The following is a 12,779-nucleotide window of genomic DNA, read 5'->3' as shown; positions in this document are numbered from 1 at the left end:
AATGAAAAAATTAGTGGCTCAGGCACCGCGCGTGGCGGCGCTGGTGGAATATCAGGATCGCGCGGTGGCGCAAAATGAAGTGAAAATCCGCGTGCGCTTTGGCGCACCGAAACACGGCACCGAAGTGGTGGATTTTCGCGCCGCCAGTCCGTTTATCGACGAAGAATTTTCCGGCGAATGGCAGCTTTTCACGCCGCGTCCGGCAGACGCGCCGCGCGGCATTGAGTTCGGCAAATTCCAGCTCGGCAACATGGTGGTCGGCGAGATTATCGAGTGCGGCGCGCAGGTGACCGCTTACGCCGTGGGCGACCAGGTCTGCACCTACGGCCCGCTGATGGAAACCGTCATCGTCAACGCGGTCGATAACTATAAACTGCGCAAAATGCCGCAGGGCGGGAGCTGGAAAAACGCCGTCTGTTACGATCCGGCGCAGTTCGCCATGAGCGGCGTGCGCGACGGCAACGTGCGGGTCGGCGATTTCGTGGTGGTGATTGGACTTGGCGCTATCGGGCAAATTGCCGTCCAGCTCGCGAAAAAAGCGGGCGCGTCGGTGGTCATCGGCGTCGATCCTATCGCGCACCGCTGCGATATCGCTCGTCGTCACGGCGCAGACTACACCTTCACCCCGGTCGGCACGGATATCGGCCTTGAGATCAAAAAGCTCACCGGCAAGCAGGGCGCGGACGTGATCATCGAAACCAGCGGCCACGCCGACGCGCTGCAGGCGGCGCTGCGCGGCATCGCCTATGGCGGCACGATTTCTTATGTGGCCTTCGCGAAGCCCTTCACCAGCCTCAACTTCGGGCGTGAAGCGCATTTCAACAACGCGAGAATCGTCTTCTCCCGCGCCGGCAGCGAGCCAAACCCGGACTACCCGCGCTGGAGCCGCAAGCGTATCGAAGAGACCTGCTGGGAACTGCTGATGAACGGCTATCTCAACTGCGAGGACTTAATAGACCCGGTGGTCACCTTCACGCAGAGCGCGGAAAGCTACATGAAGTATGTCGATCAACACCCGGAACTGAGCATCAAAATGGGCGTCACCTTTTAATTCACGGATGAAATTACAATGAAAATCGCAACGCAGAATCAGGCCTTCTTCCCGGAAAATATTCTGGAAAAATTCCGCTACATCAAAGCGATGGGCTTTGACGGCTTTGAAATTGACGGCAGGCTGCTGGTGGAGCACCTGGAGGAAGTCAAGGCGGCTATTAACGCGACCGGCCTGCCGGTGACGACCGCCTGCGGCGGCTACGATGGCTGGATCGGCGACTTTATCGAGGAGCGCCGTCTGAACGGACTGTCGCAAATTACCCGCATTCTGGAGGCGCTGGCGGAGGTCGGCGGCAAAGGGATTGTGGTGCCTGCCGCCTGGGGCATGTTCACCTTCCGTCTGCCGCCAATGAAAGCGCCGCGCAGCCTGGCGGGCGACCGCAAAGCAGTCAGTGAGTCGCTGCGCTACCTCGATGACGTGGCGGCGCGCACCGGCACCACCGTCTTCCTTGAGCCGCTCAACCGCTATCAGGATCACATGATCAACACGCTCGCCGATGCGCGGCGCTATATCGTCGAGGGCGCGCTGAAACATGTGCGAATCATCGGCGATTTTTATCATATGAACATTGAAGAGGATAACCTCTGCGCGGCCCTCCACGACAACCGTGACCTCCTGGGCCACGTTCATATCGCCGATAACCATCGCTACCAGCCCGGCAGCGGGGCCATCGATTTCCGCGCGGCATTCAACCAGCTGCGCGCCGACGGCTACGACGGCTATATCGTCTACGAGTGCCGCATCCGGGCGGATGACCCGGCGCAGGCGTACCGGCAGTCGCTCGATTTCCTGCGTCAGTGCTAAGAGGCGGCGTGCGATGAGTGCTCATCAAGCCGCGCCGCTGCGGGTCGCCATTATCGGCGCCGGTCAGGTGGCGGATACCGTCCATGCCTCGTTTTACCGCACGCGTGACGAGGTGCAACTGGTGGCTGTCTGCGACAGCCGCCCTGAACAGGCGCAGGCATTCGCCGGGCGCCACGGCATCAGCCGCGTTTTCACCGATGTCGCCGCGCTGCTTGCCGAAGCGCGGCCCGACGTCGTCAGCGTCTGCTCGCCAAACCGCTTTCATCACGAGCATGTAATGCAGGCGCTGGCGGCGGGCTGCCATGTGATGTGCGAAAAACCGCCCGCCATGACGCCCGCGCAGGCAGACGAAATGCGTCAGGCCGCGAAGCGCGCCGACACCGTGCTGGCCTATGATTTCCACCACCGCTTTGCGCGGGATACCCAGATGCTGCGCGAGCAGGTGGCGCGCGGCACGCTCGGCGAGGTTTACGTCACCAACGCCCGCGCACTCAGACGCTGCGGCGTGCCGGGCTGGGGCGTGTTTACCAGCAAAGCGCTGCAGGGCGGCGGGCCGCTGATTGATATCGGTGTTCATATGCTCGATGCCGCGCTGTTTGTGCTTGGGTTTCCGCCAGTTGCGCGCGTCACCGCGCACACGTTCCAGAAGCTCGGCACCACTAAAAGCAGCGGTCAGTTTGGCCGCTGGGACCCGCAGCGCTACACGGTGGAAGACGCGCTGTTCGCTACGCTTACGTTCGCCAATGGCGGCATTTTGCGTCTCGAAACCTCCTTTGCGCTCAACATTGCGCCGCAGTCGGTGATGAACGTCGAGTTCTGCGGCGACAAAGCGGGCGCCACGCTGTTCCCGGCGCATATCTATCAGGATTGCGATGGCGAACTGCTGACCCTGATGCAGCGCGAAAAAGCCGATGACCGGCGTCACCAGCGCAGCATGGAAGCGTTTCTCGACCGCGTGCAGGGCAAACCTGCGCCGATTGCCGATGGCGAACAGGGCTGGCAAATCCAGCGGCTGGTGGCCGCGATGTATGAGGCGGCAGAAACAGGGATGTGCGTTGAACTATGAAACCCTTAACCACACTGGTCGAAGCGCGCTTCGACCCGCATTACCACAATAAATACGCCACGCTGATGGCCGCCGGTAACGGCGCGCTCGGCGTGCGCGCCACCCATGAAGAAGCCTATACGACCCAGACGCGCGGCATGTATCTCGCCGGGCTCTATCACCGGGCGGGCGAGGGCGAAACCACCGAACTGGTGAATCTGCCGGATCTGGTCGGCATGGAGATTGAGCTGAACGGCGAGCTGTTCAGCCTGCTTAGCGGCGAGATCCTGGGCTATCACCGCGAACTCTGCTTTGCGCGCGGCGAGCTGACCCGCGTGGTTGACTGGCGCTCGGCGCAGGGCCAGCGCTTCACCATTAAAAGCACGCGTTTTGTCTCGGCGCAGCGGCTCGGGCTGTTCTGCCTGCGGCTCGCCATTACGCCACACGACGATACAGCGACAGTGCGCGTCGTGACCGGTATCGACGCCACACAGACCAACAGCGGGCGGCAGCATCTGGCCGAGCGCGAACTGCGGGTGTTTGACAACCGCTATCTGCAAGGGCGCTACCGCACCCTGGATAACAACGCTGACGTGACGCTGTGCTGCGCCTGCCAGGTAAGCCCACAGGCGCAGGTGAGCTTTAGCGCTAAAAACCGGCGGCTGTTGCAGCATAGCCAGCAGACGCTCACCGCAGGCGCAAGCTTCACGCTGGAGAAGTGCGCGTGGGTTAGCGCGACGCCCGATGGGCCGGATGACAACGACGCCGCGCAGTCGCTTATAAGGCTTCGCGAATGTGCCGCCGCAGGTTACGACGCGCTGCTGGCGGAATCGCTACAAACCCGGCGCGCCTGGTGGCAGGGCGCGCGCGTGGAGGTAGAAAGCGACAGCGGTCAGGATCAACAGGCGCTCGATTTCGCGCTCTATCATCTGCACGCCATGACGCCGCGCCACGACGAGCGCAGCAGCATCGCGGCCAAAGGGCTCACCGGCGAAGGCTATAAGGGCCATGTGTTCTGGGACACTGAAGTCTTCCTGCTGCCGTTTTATCTTCATACCGCGCCAGGCGTCGCGCGCCAGCTGCTGCGCTACCGCTGGCTGAATCTGGCTGGCGCGAAACGCAAGGCGGCGCGCGGCGGCTGGCAGGGCGCGCTGTTCCCGTGGGAGAGCGCGCGTTCTGGCGATGAAGAGACGCCGCCCTTTGCGGCGATCAATATTCGCACCGGGCTGCGCCAGAAAGTCGCCTCCGCCGAGGCCGAGCATCATCTGGTGGCGGATATTGCCTGGGCGGTCGCGACTTACGGGCAGGCCACTGGGGATGCGTCGTTTATGGCGCATGAAGGCCGCGAACTGCTGGAAGAGACTGCGCGGTTCTGGCTCAGCCGGGCGCAGGAAGTCAACGGGCGGCTGGAGCTGCACGATGTGATTGGCCCGGATGAATATACCGAGCACATTAATAACAACGCGTATACCAGCTATCTGGCGCACTACAACGTCGCGCTGGCGCTTGAGACCCGCCGTCGCGTCGGCGGGCCGGACGACGGGTTTATCGCGCAGTGCGAGGATTTTCTCGCACGGCTCTTTCTCCCCGCACCGCGCCCGGACGGCGTGATTGCGCAGGATGATACGTTCTTCAGCAAGCCGACCATCGATCTCACGCGCTACCGGGCGCAGGCGGGCAGCCAGTCGGTGCTGCTGGATTATTCCCGCGCCGAAGTCAACGAGATGCAGATCCTCAAGCAGGCGGATGTCGTCATGCTGCTCTACATGCTGCCGTGGCGGTTCGACAACGCGACGGTTGCCGCCAACCTCGACTACTACGAGCCGCGCACCATTCACGATTCCTCGCTCAGCAAGGCTATCCACGGCATCGTGGCCGCCCGCTGCGGGCGGCATGACGAGGCGTATCGCTTCTGGCGCGCGGGCTGCGAAATCGATCTCGGTGACGCGCCCCACAGCAGCGACGACGGCATCCATGCCGCCGCCACGGGCGCCATCTGGCTTGGCGCGGTGCAGGGGTTCGCAGGCGTCAGCGTGCAGAACGGCGAACTGCATGTGACACCGTCACTTCCACGGCAGTGGCAACGGCTGGCGTTCCCGTTCTGCTGGCAGGGCGGCACGCTCAGTTTTGCGATGACGCACGACACGCTGACCATGACCAGCGCTCGTGCCGTCCGCCTGTTTATCAACGGTATGGCGGTTGATGTCGAAGGTGAAACCGTCTTTCACCGGGACGGCAACGTCTGGCGCAAGGAGGCGTTATGCAACCCGACGCGGTGATTTTCGATCTTGATGGCGTGATTACCGATACCGCCCATCTGCATTTTGTGGCGTGGCGTCAGGTCGCGGCAGACGTGGGTATCAGCATTGACGAGACCTTTAACCAGCAGCTTAAAGGCATCAGCCGGATGGGATCGCTGGAGCGGATTCTCGCGTATGGGGGCAAAGCGCAGGCGTTCAGTGCTGCAGAGAAAGCAGCGCTTGCCGCGCGTAAAAACGCGCTCTATGTCGATGCGCTGCGTGCGCTCACGCCGCAGGCCGTGCTACCGGGCATAAATGCGCTGTTAACGGCGCTGCGCGGGGCGGGCATCGGTATCGGGCTTGCCTCGGTATCGCTTAACGCGCCGGCCATTTTGCAGGCGCTGGAGCTTGCCGACGCTTTCGATTTTTGCGCCGATGCCGCCCGGCTGACGCATTCCAAGCCAGACCCGGAAATTTTTATCGCTGCCTGCGCCGGGCTTGGCGTCGCCCCCGCGCGCTGTATTGGCGTGGAAGACGCCCAGGCAGGTATCGATGCCATCAATGCCTGCGGGATGGTGGCCGTCGGGATTGGCGCGTCGTTAACGGGCGCGCAGCTGCGGCTCGACGAGACGGCGCAGCTCACCTGGCCGCGGCTTCACGCACTCTGGAACCAACAACGGCGCGCGACGGCGCGCTGCCAATAAGGACAGCATATGGCTCAACTCTCGTTACAACACATTCAGAAGATTTATGACAACCAGGTTCATGTCGTTAAAGACTTCAACCTGGAGATCGCCGATAAAGAGTTTATCGTCTTTGTCGGGCCGTCAGGCTGTGGCAAATCCACGACGCTGCGCATGATAGCCGGGCTTGAGGCCATCAGCGGCGGCGATCTGCTGATCGACGGCGTGCGGATGAACGACGTACCGGCCAAGGCGCGTAATATCGCGATGGTATTCCAGAACTACGCGCTCTATCCGCATATGACGGTTTACGAGAACATGGCGTTCGGCCTGAAAATGCAAAAGGTGGCGCAGGATATCATCGAAGAGCGCGTCGCCTGGGCGGCGCAGATCCTCGGACTTAAGGAATACCTGAAGCGCAAACCGGGAGCGCTGTCGGGTGGCCAGCGTCAGCGCGTGGCGCTCGGGCGCGCTATCGTGCGCGAGGCGGGCGTCTTCCTGATGGACGAGCCGCTCTCTAACCTCGACGCGAAGCTGCGCGTCCAGATGCGCGCCGAAATCAGCAAGCTACACCAGAAGCTCAATACCACCATGATTTACGTGACCCACGATCAGACCGAAGCGATGACAATGGCGACACGTATCGTAATTATGAAAGACGGCATCGTGCAGCAGGTGGGGGCGCCGAAAGCGGTTTATCACCACCCGGCGAATATGTTTGTGGCCGGGTTTATTGGTTCGCCCGCCATGAATTTTATTCGCGGCGCCATCGACGGCGACTGTTTCGTGACCGAAACCCTGAAACTGCCGCTGCCGGAAAATAAAAGAACGCGGCTCAACAACAGTGGCTGCCAGCGTAAAGCCGTGGTATTAGGCATTCGTCCGGAAGATATTCTCCCCGGCGCGTCGGGGGAGAATACGATTGAGGCGAAAATTACCGTGGCGGAATTAACCGGCGCGGAATTTATGCTCTACGTTACCGTCGGCGGGCATGAAATGGTGGTACGCGCCAGCGCAGACAAAGATTATCAGGCCGACCAGCGCATCCCGATCAGCTTCGACATGAATAAATGCCATGTCTTTGACAGCGACACCGAAATAGCCATTGCCTGATAAAGGCTTTTGTTAAATAAGCTCCGTTTCAGACGGAGCTTATTTCTTACCAGGTCGCTGCAATACATGACTCATCTCTTCAACAATGCCGGCAGATTGATCAATCTGACTCTTCCCGCCGGGCTTCGCCGAAAACCTGTCGCCGCAGCGCGCGCAGACAAGCTGAGCCTGACGGCGTAGATTCGGTATGCAATCGTCACTGCGCTTTAAGAGAGCCTGCGCAGAATGCAGGCTGGGATGTTTTATTGAACGTCTGAAGGTCGAACCGTGGAGGGTGTTATGTATCAGCGTGTTTTTGTCGCGTTGTTGCTGGCAGGCGCATTCGCAGCCAGCGCTGCCGATGGCGGAAAGGGGGGCGATGGTGGTAACGGTGCTGATGGCGGCAACGGCTCGGATGGCGGCAGTACGTCCTCAACGCCAGGTCGCCCGGGTTGCCCCGGCGGAACCAACCCGGACCCCTGGGGGAAATTTTATCTTCCAGGAACAAAGGAGCCATGCAATCCCGGTAAGCAGGATGGCCAGAAAGTTGCCATGTAGCATCTGACGTACAATCGCTGCGGGTCTGCGCTTTATGCTGCTAACAACCAGGTAACGCGCGGATCGGCGCGCCTCGCAATGTTCGCGTTGAGTGCGAATGTACCTGGCGTTGTCGACATACGAGCGATTTTTTTGTGCTATCGTTCGGTACCGGTTTTCTTTTGGACAGCGATCCCAATGTAACGATTTCATCTTTTAACAGTTTTTAACTTCCCGCATAGCAGTGCGCTGTGTGGGTTTCTGTTATTTAAGATGAGATTGTTCCTCATGAATATGTTGCTGTTTGCGCTCATCAGAGCGCTGCGCCGCCATCGCTGGCTGCGCTTGTTGGGTTATGCCTACATCCTGTCGTCGCTCGGCAACGGGCTTACGCAAATCATCATTTTTGGGCAACTGCTGCACTGGCAGGCTTCTCCTGCCACGCTTATCTCGGTGTATATGCTATCGATGCTGCCCGGGTTTATCGGCAGTCTCTGGGGCGAGTCACTGTGTACGCGTTTTTCACCGCTCAAGATCCTGATTTTTACAGAACTCCTCGGCCTGTCAGCCCTCGTTTTTCCGTTATATGGGTTGTTGCACCATAATATTCCGGCGCTGCTGGCCGTTCAGGGTACGGAAGCACTGCTCAGCGGCATCAGTTATCCGGCGCTCACGCTGCTTTTTAAACGCGGGCTCCGCGATGACGAATTACCTGCTGCGACCGCCATGGAAACGCTCATTTTCGCCTCGCAAGTTTTACTGGGAACCGGATTAGGCGTTCTGCTGTTCGACCTTGTCTCGCCTGTCAGTTTACTTGCCATTGATGCCCTGAGTTTTGCTGCATCCGCGGCTCTGCTTGTGGGGGCGGCCTTTGTTTTTCAGGAAAGGGAGCGAGAACCGCAACCGGCTGCGCCTGTTATCGGTGAACTGCGCTGGCGCGCTTTATCGGTATTGCAAAAACGTAGCCTCCTGCTTTTACCCGCGCTTGCCGCGGTAGGCTCGCCTGCCATGGCGCTGTTACCTGCGCTTGCGCAGGAGATCCACCCTGACGACGCCCCCGCGCTGGCGCTGCCGTTACTTTTTGCACGAAGCCTGGGGCAGCTGTGCGGCCCTCTGTTGCTTGACGCCGGTAAACTACAGCGTTATTCAGCCAATAACCGGCTGTTACTGTTATGCCTTAGCGTATTTACCGGCGGCTATTTTTTACTCCCTCTGTCTGCACAATCCGCATTTGCAGGGCTTGTGATGATTTTTATCGCACATATCGCGTCTAATATGGTGTTCGCTACAGGCACGTTTGGCGTGCTCAAAAACTTCCCGGAAAAACAGGTCGCGAGAGCCGGTGCGCTAGTATGGCGAGGGCAGATCCTGAGCGCCGCGGTTTCAACCGGTCTCACCAGCGTGATAGCCCAAAACGGTGGCGCTTTTACCGCGCTTTACAGCATGTCGCTGTTCACGCTGGGGAGCGCTGCCGTATTGCTCTGGTTAACCAGAGCGCAGCGGATACGCGAAACCGGGTAAGCGCAGCGTGGTTAATGAGGCAGGGGAATTTCCCCTGCTGACACACCCTATTCACTGCGGGCACAACGCTTGCGGCATGATACGTGTCAGCGTTGTGGCATGTGGCTTGCGCGCCCGCGGTGTGACAGGCTCGCAAAAATCGCATTTACTTTTATGTTGCTTAAGTATCACCGTTCGTATGCTTTAACTTTTTTTGCTCTATTTATTTATTTCTAACCTACTGAATTAAAAATAATATATCCTACAGAAAAATCGTTATTTTCTGTTCGCCTGACTTCCCCGCATTTTAGTTAAAGACAGCCCCATTGATGCCGATAACTTATCTGTTAAGGCTCCTGGGACTGGTCAGTCATACTACGTGGAAGAGGTTTAAATGTTTAGGAATCTACCTATCAAGAGAAAATTCTTTTTCTCTTTCGGCGCCGTTTTAGTGGTGCTGTTGTTACTGTGCGCCACTTTCTACAGTAATTTTTCCAGCATCGTTAATACGAACGGATGGAATATTCATAGCTGGAAGGTTATTGATAAAAGCCGTGCGTTGACACAAAGCCTGGTCAATATGGAAACCGGTCTGCGCGGATATGCGATTAATGGTAAAGAGGAAATGCTCGCGCCGTGGAATTCTGGCAAAGAGGATTTCGTTAAATTTTTGCAGGAAACAAAAGCGTTAACGGCGGATAACGCGGCGCAGCAGAAGCGTCTGGATACGTTGCTGAGCCAGGAGCAGGAGTGGAATGCGAAGTTTGTCACTGAACTGCTGGAGAACCGACGCGCGCTCAATGCCGGGGCGATGACGCGTGAAGCCTTTACGGCCGCCTTCGAAGCCAACACGGGCAAGCCGCAGATGGACCAAATGCGCAAAACCATTGATGACATCGTCAATGACGAAAAAGCGTTGCTGAACGAGCGCCAGGATTCTGTCGACGCCGTGGAAACGCAAACCCGATTCACGTTATTCATCGGCGCGCTGTTAGGGGTATTCACCGCTTCCGCGTTAGGTTATGTCCTTGCGCGCTCCATCACGCTGCCGCTTGAAGAGGCGGTAAATGCCTCGCAGGCCATTGCCGCAGGCGATCTCTCCACCCATCTGGTGGCACGCTCAAAAGATGAAACCGGCATGCTGATTGGCGCGCTTACCGCCATGCAGGAGCAGCTCAAAAAGGTAGTCTCGGATATTCAGACCGCGGCATCCTCTATCGACAGCGCCTCTAAAGAAGTCGCGATGGGCAATACCGATCTCTCTGCGCGCACGGAGCAGCAGGCGGCGTCGCTTGAGGAAACCTCAGCCAGCATGGAGCAACTGACGGCCACGGTGCGGCAAAACGCCGCTAACGCGCAAAATGCCAGCAGCCTTGCGTCTGACGCGTCCGACGTCGCGCAGCAGGGCGGCAAAGTGGTGGATAAAGTCGTCACGACGATGGCTGAGATTTTTGACAGTTCCAGAAGCGTGGTGGATATCATCAGCACCATTGAAAGCATCGCGTTCCAGACCAACATCCTGGCGCTTAACGCGGCGGTGGAAGCGGCGCGCGCGGGCGAACAGGGTCGCGGTTTCGCCGTCGTGGCAAGTGAAGTGCGCGCCCTGGCGCAGCGCAGCGCGACAGCGGCAAAAGAGATTAAGTCGCTGATTGAAGTCTCGAATAGTCAGATATCGGAAGGCTCCGACCTGGTCGCACAGGCGGGCAAAACCATGACCGGGATAGTGACGGCAATCAACAACGTCTCGTTAATTATGTCTGAAATTTACACCGCCACCGGCGAGCAGGTTAACGGCATTGAGCATGTCGGCATTGCTATCACCCAGATGGATGACGTGACCCAGCAAAACGCCGCGCTGGTTCAGGAGGCCGCCGCCGCCGCCGCATCGCTGGAAGAGCAGGCGGCTCAGTTAAACCGCTCCGCGGCGATTTTTAAAATCGCCTGATAACTTCTTCGTCTTTATGCAATCCCCGCGTGGCGCTGGTATCTAATCACAGCGCAGCGTGGGGATATAAAGAGAAGAGGGGGGAAGCAACGAAGCCAGCAATTCGGAGCCCGGCGTTGTCATCGCTACTATCTTTGGCGGGTTGATGAACAGCACCAGGGGGCTTAGGCGAAGCGGTCATCTTATTAGTTGCATGGACGTGAAAGCGCTTCAGACACATACAGCGACATCAGTGAATGTCCGCTTTGAGCGAGAAGCGGACGTTCACAGTTGTTTTACAACAGATGAAGGCTTGTTAACGTAGTCACAAATTAATCTACGGGGAGCTGATAACGTGAAGCATCCAAACACCTAAAAAACCACCCGAAGGTGCTTTTTTATTTTCTAAACATTCCACCATTTTTATCAAAAGTCACCAACAGATTATGAATTCTCAGGACTTCATCAAGAATAGGTTGAATCTTATGTCTTTCCCCCAATATTTGATAAATTCCATCGTTTAGATAGTAAGCTCTTAAGATGTGATGCGGAACATCTGTCACTTCTGGCTTGGCCAAAATTAGACTTGGGAATATATCGCCTACAATTTCACCTTCAAGATACATATCCAGTCGTTCATCAAAGTGCTCTATTGCATTTCTAAGTTTCTTATCATGCAAAGGACTACTTTCTGTCACATCAAAAAACGGCCTCAGAAACTCAGCTCGGTTCTTATGTAATGCCTTCTCACCTTTCCCACCAATCATTGATGGAAAGAAGTATCGAGCGACAGCAGCACTATGATTTATGAAGTTTTGTAGACAGTCTAGAAGCTCATCTTTCCGATCTTGTAGCCTTAGCTTCCCTTCACTGATAGCTCGCATGTGATCAACTGCTCTTTCCGCGGCCTGTAGAGCCGATGTTGTATTGAACAGCATAGATTGAATATAGAAGGCTTGGTACGGTGGCCATATTGATGGTTCATTTTTATCCATTATATATCCCTTGCAAGGTAATGGTTATCATGGAGCACGCAAGAAAAAAGCATCCGAGTGTACTTTTTAAGTGCTTAAATAGATCTAATGCTTTCCACATGAAAATCAAGATAATTACAATCATGCCCCCAAAATGGAAAGCAATGTTCCAGACAATACCACATTAGAGTGGCACACCGATTTTGGCCACATAATCAGAAGTATTGAACGTCCGCTTCTGGCACTGAGCGGACATACGTGCTGCAAGGTCCGCTATGAGCGAAAAGAGGACTTTCCTACTCACAAGTTCATCACTGCACCAATAGCAGCGAGCTTCTGGATAGTTTACTTAATATATCCTCCCTCTTACCGAGGATCTCTTGGGTTCAATACTGGATTTTATCGAAAATGTGTGTAACCTAGCGAACTCGTGTACTAGCTAGGTGGATTGAATATGAATTTTTTGTCAATTGAAGACGTCAGAAACCGAATCGATGAAATTGACAGTGAACTGGTTAAGATAATCGCGCAACGCGGCGAATGTGTTAAAGCTGCAGCAGCTTTCAAAATTGACCACTCAGCCGTTCGTGCGCCAGACCGCGTCCAGCAGGTAATCGATAAGGTACGTAAACAGGCCACTGAAGCAGGACTTCCCGAAGTGATTATCGAAAAAGTCTATCGGACTATGATCGGAGCATTTATCGATTATGAACTTGAGCAACACGGCCAACTGCAGAAGGGAAAAATGTGATATCGATTAACGTCCGCTTCTGACACAAAGCTGCCAGCGTGATTTGAAAGGGGTAATAACGTTGCGCCACTTGTTATGGCATACACTAAAAGGTCAAACGGTGGGGCACAGAGGGGACAAACGAGCGTTACAAAGGCCTCTGCATTTTACGTAACGCGAGCCGCTCAAGGCTTAG

Annotated in this window: 11 protein-coding genes; 9 read left to right on the top strand and 2 right to left on the bottom strand. The window is 56.7% G+C overall.

What is annotated here, in order from left to right:
* Position 1 precedes the first annotated feature (1 nt).
* Genes AFK67_RS10700 through AFK67_RS10675 form a run of 6 tightly spaced genes read left to right on the top strand, consistent with a single transcriptional unit; the run spans position 2 to position 6,939 of the window.
* Positions 2-1,051 (top strand): D-guloside 3-dehydrogenase, encoded by a 1,050-nt coding sequence (locus AFK67_RS10700; protein WP_007723783.1) that lies wholly within the window; start codon positions 2-4, stop codon positions 1,049-1,051.
* 18 nt (positions 1,052-1,069) lie between these two features.
* A complete protein-coding gene (locus AFK67_RS10695) occupies positions 1,070-1,858 on the top strand; it encodes a 3-dehydro-D-guloside 4-epimerase (protein WP_007723780.1) in 789 nt (262 codons plus the stop codon).
* A gap of 13 nt (positions 1,859-1,871) precedes the next feature.
* Positions 1,872-2,924 carry a D-glucoside 3-dehydrogenase gene (locus AFK67_RS10690; protein WP_007723776.1) on the top strand — a complete coding sequence of 351 codons (1,053 nt, stop codon included), beginning with the start codon at positions 1,872-1,874 and terminating at the stop codon, positions 2,922-2,924.
* Entirely contained in the window at positions 2,921-5,182 is a 2,262-nt protein-coding gene (locus AFK67_RS10685) for a glycoside hydrolase family 65 protein (protein ID WP_038883529.1), read from the top strand. Before AFK67_RS10690 ends, AFK67_RS10685 begins: the two co-directional genes overlap by 4 nt.
* Positions 5,164-5,847: a beta-phosphoglucomutase gene (pgmB, locus tag AFK67_RS10680; protein WP_007723769.1), complete on the top strand. Its 684-nt coding sequence runs from the start codon at positions 5,164-5,166 to the stop codon at positions 5,845-5,847. The genes AFK67_RS10685 and pgmB overlap by 19 nt, the downstream gene beginning before the upstream one ends.
* A 9-nt stretch (positions 5,848-5,856) precedes the next feature.
* A complete protein-coding gene (locus AFK67_RS10675; protein WP_007723767.1) occupies positions 5,857-6,939 on the top strand; it encodes an ABC transporter ATP-binding protein in 1,083 nt (360 codons plus the stop codon).
* 780 nt (positions 6,940-7,719) lie between these two features.
* On the opposite strand, the gene AFK67_RS23385 is transcribed toward AFK67_RS10675, so the two are convergent.
* Positions 7,720-7,878, bottom strand: a complete 159-nt coding sequence (locus AFK67_RS23385) for a hypothetical protein (RefSeq protein ID WP_234013467.1) — start codon at positions 7,876-7,878, stop codon at positions 7,720-7,722.
* Between the two features lie 36 nt (positions 7,879-7,914).
* Here AFK67_RS23385 and AFK67_RS10670 point away from each other — a divergent pair, with 36 nt between their 5' ends.
* Both AFK67_RS10670 and AFK67_RS22545 read left to right on the top strand, forming a co-directional pair.
* Positions 7,915-8,976: an MFS transporter gene (locus AFK67_RS10670; RefSeq protein ID WP_235047916.1), complete on the top strand. Its 1,062-nt coding sequence runs from the start codon at positions 7,915-7,917 to the stop codon at positions 8,974-8,976.
* Between the two features lie 373 nt (positions 8,977-9,349).
* Positions 9,350-10,900 carry a methyl-accepting chemotaxis protein gene (locus AFK67_RS22545; RefSeq protein WP_007723763.1) on the top strand — a complete coding sequence of 517 codons (1,551 nt, stop codon included), beginning with the start codon at positions 9,350-9,352 and terminating at the stop codon, positions 10,898-10,900.
* A 377-nt stretch (positions 10,901-11,277) separates the two neighbouring features.
* Here the strand turns inward: AFK67_RS22545 and AFK67_RS10660 are convergent, their stop codons facing one another.
* Positions 11,278-11,874 carry a hypothetical protein gene (locus AFK67_RS10660; RefSeq protein ID WP_032967319.1) on the bottom strand — a complete coding sequence of 199 codons (597 nt, stop codon included), beginning with the start codon at positions 11,872-11,874 and terminating at the stop codon, positions 11,278-11,280.
* Positions 11,875-12,307: 433 nt separating this feature from the next.
* Here AFK67_RS10660 and AFK67_RS10655 point away from each other — a divergent pair, with 433 nt between their 5' ends.
* Positions 12,308-12,604: a chorismate mutase gene (locus AFK67_RS10655; protein WP_007723761.1), complete on the top strand. Its 297-nt coding sequence runs from the start codon at positions 12,308-12,310 to the stop codon at positions 12,602-12,604.
* Positions 12,605-12,779: the final 175 nt, after the last annotated feature.

It is taken from the genome of Cronobacter dublinensis subsp. dublinensis LMG 23823, from assembly GCF_001277235.1.
In the GTDB taxonomy this organism is placed as follows: domain Bacteria; phylum Pseudomonadota; class Gammaproteobacteria; order Enterobacterales; family Enterobacteriaceae; genus Cronobacter; species Cronobacter dublinensis.
This window is presented reverse-complemented; position numbering and strand designations above follow the sequence as displayed.

What these genes read in the sequence shown, in the direction of transcription:
- AFK67_RS10700 (WP_007723783.1), top strand. Translation starts at nt 2, where the DNA reads ATGAAAAAATTAGTGGCTCAGGCACCGCGCGTGGCGGCGCTGGTGGAA.
- AFK67_RS10695 (WP_007723780.1), top strand. Translation starts at nt 1,070, where the DNA reads ATGAAAATCGCAACGCAGAATCAGGCCTTCTTCCCGGAAAATATTCTG.
- AFK67_RS10690 (WP_007723776.1), top strand. Translation starts at nt 1,872, where the DNA reads ATGAGTGCTCATCAAGCCGCGCCGCTGCGGGTCGCCATTATCGGCGCC.
- AFK67_RS10685 (WP_038883529.1), top strand. Translation starts at nt 2,921, where the DNA reads ATGAAACCCTTAACCACACTGGTCGAAGCGCGCTTCGACCCGCATTAC.
- pgmB (WP_007723769.1), top strand. Translation starts at nt 5,164, where the DNA reads ATGCAACCCGACGCGGTGATTTTCGATCTTGATGGCGTGATTACCGAT.
- AFK67_RS10675 (WP_007723767.1), top strand. Translation starts at nt 5,857, where the DNA reads ATGGCTCAACTCTCGTTACAACACATTCAGAAGATTTATGACAACCAG.
- AFK67_RS10670 (WP_235047916.1), top strand. Translation starts at nt 7,915, where the DNA reads ATGCTATCGATGCTGCCCGGGTTTATCGGCAGTCTCTGGGGCGAGTCA.
- AFK67_RS22545 (WP_007723763.1), top strand. Translation starts at nt 9,350, where the DNA reads ATGTTTAGGAATCTACCTATCAAGAGAAAATTCTTTTTCTCTTTCGGC.
- AFK67_RS10660 (WP_032967319.1), bottom strand. Translation starts at nt 11,874, where the DNA reads ATGGATAAAAATGAACCATCAATATGGCCACCGTACCAAGCCTTCTAT.
- AFK67_RS10655 (WP_007723761.1), top strand. Translation starts at nt 12,308, where the DNA reads ATGAATTTTTTGTCAATTGAAGACGTCAGAAACCGAATCGATGAAATT.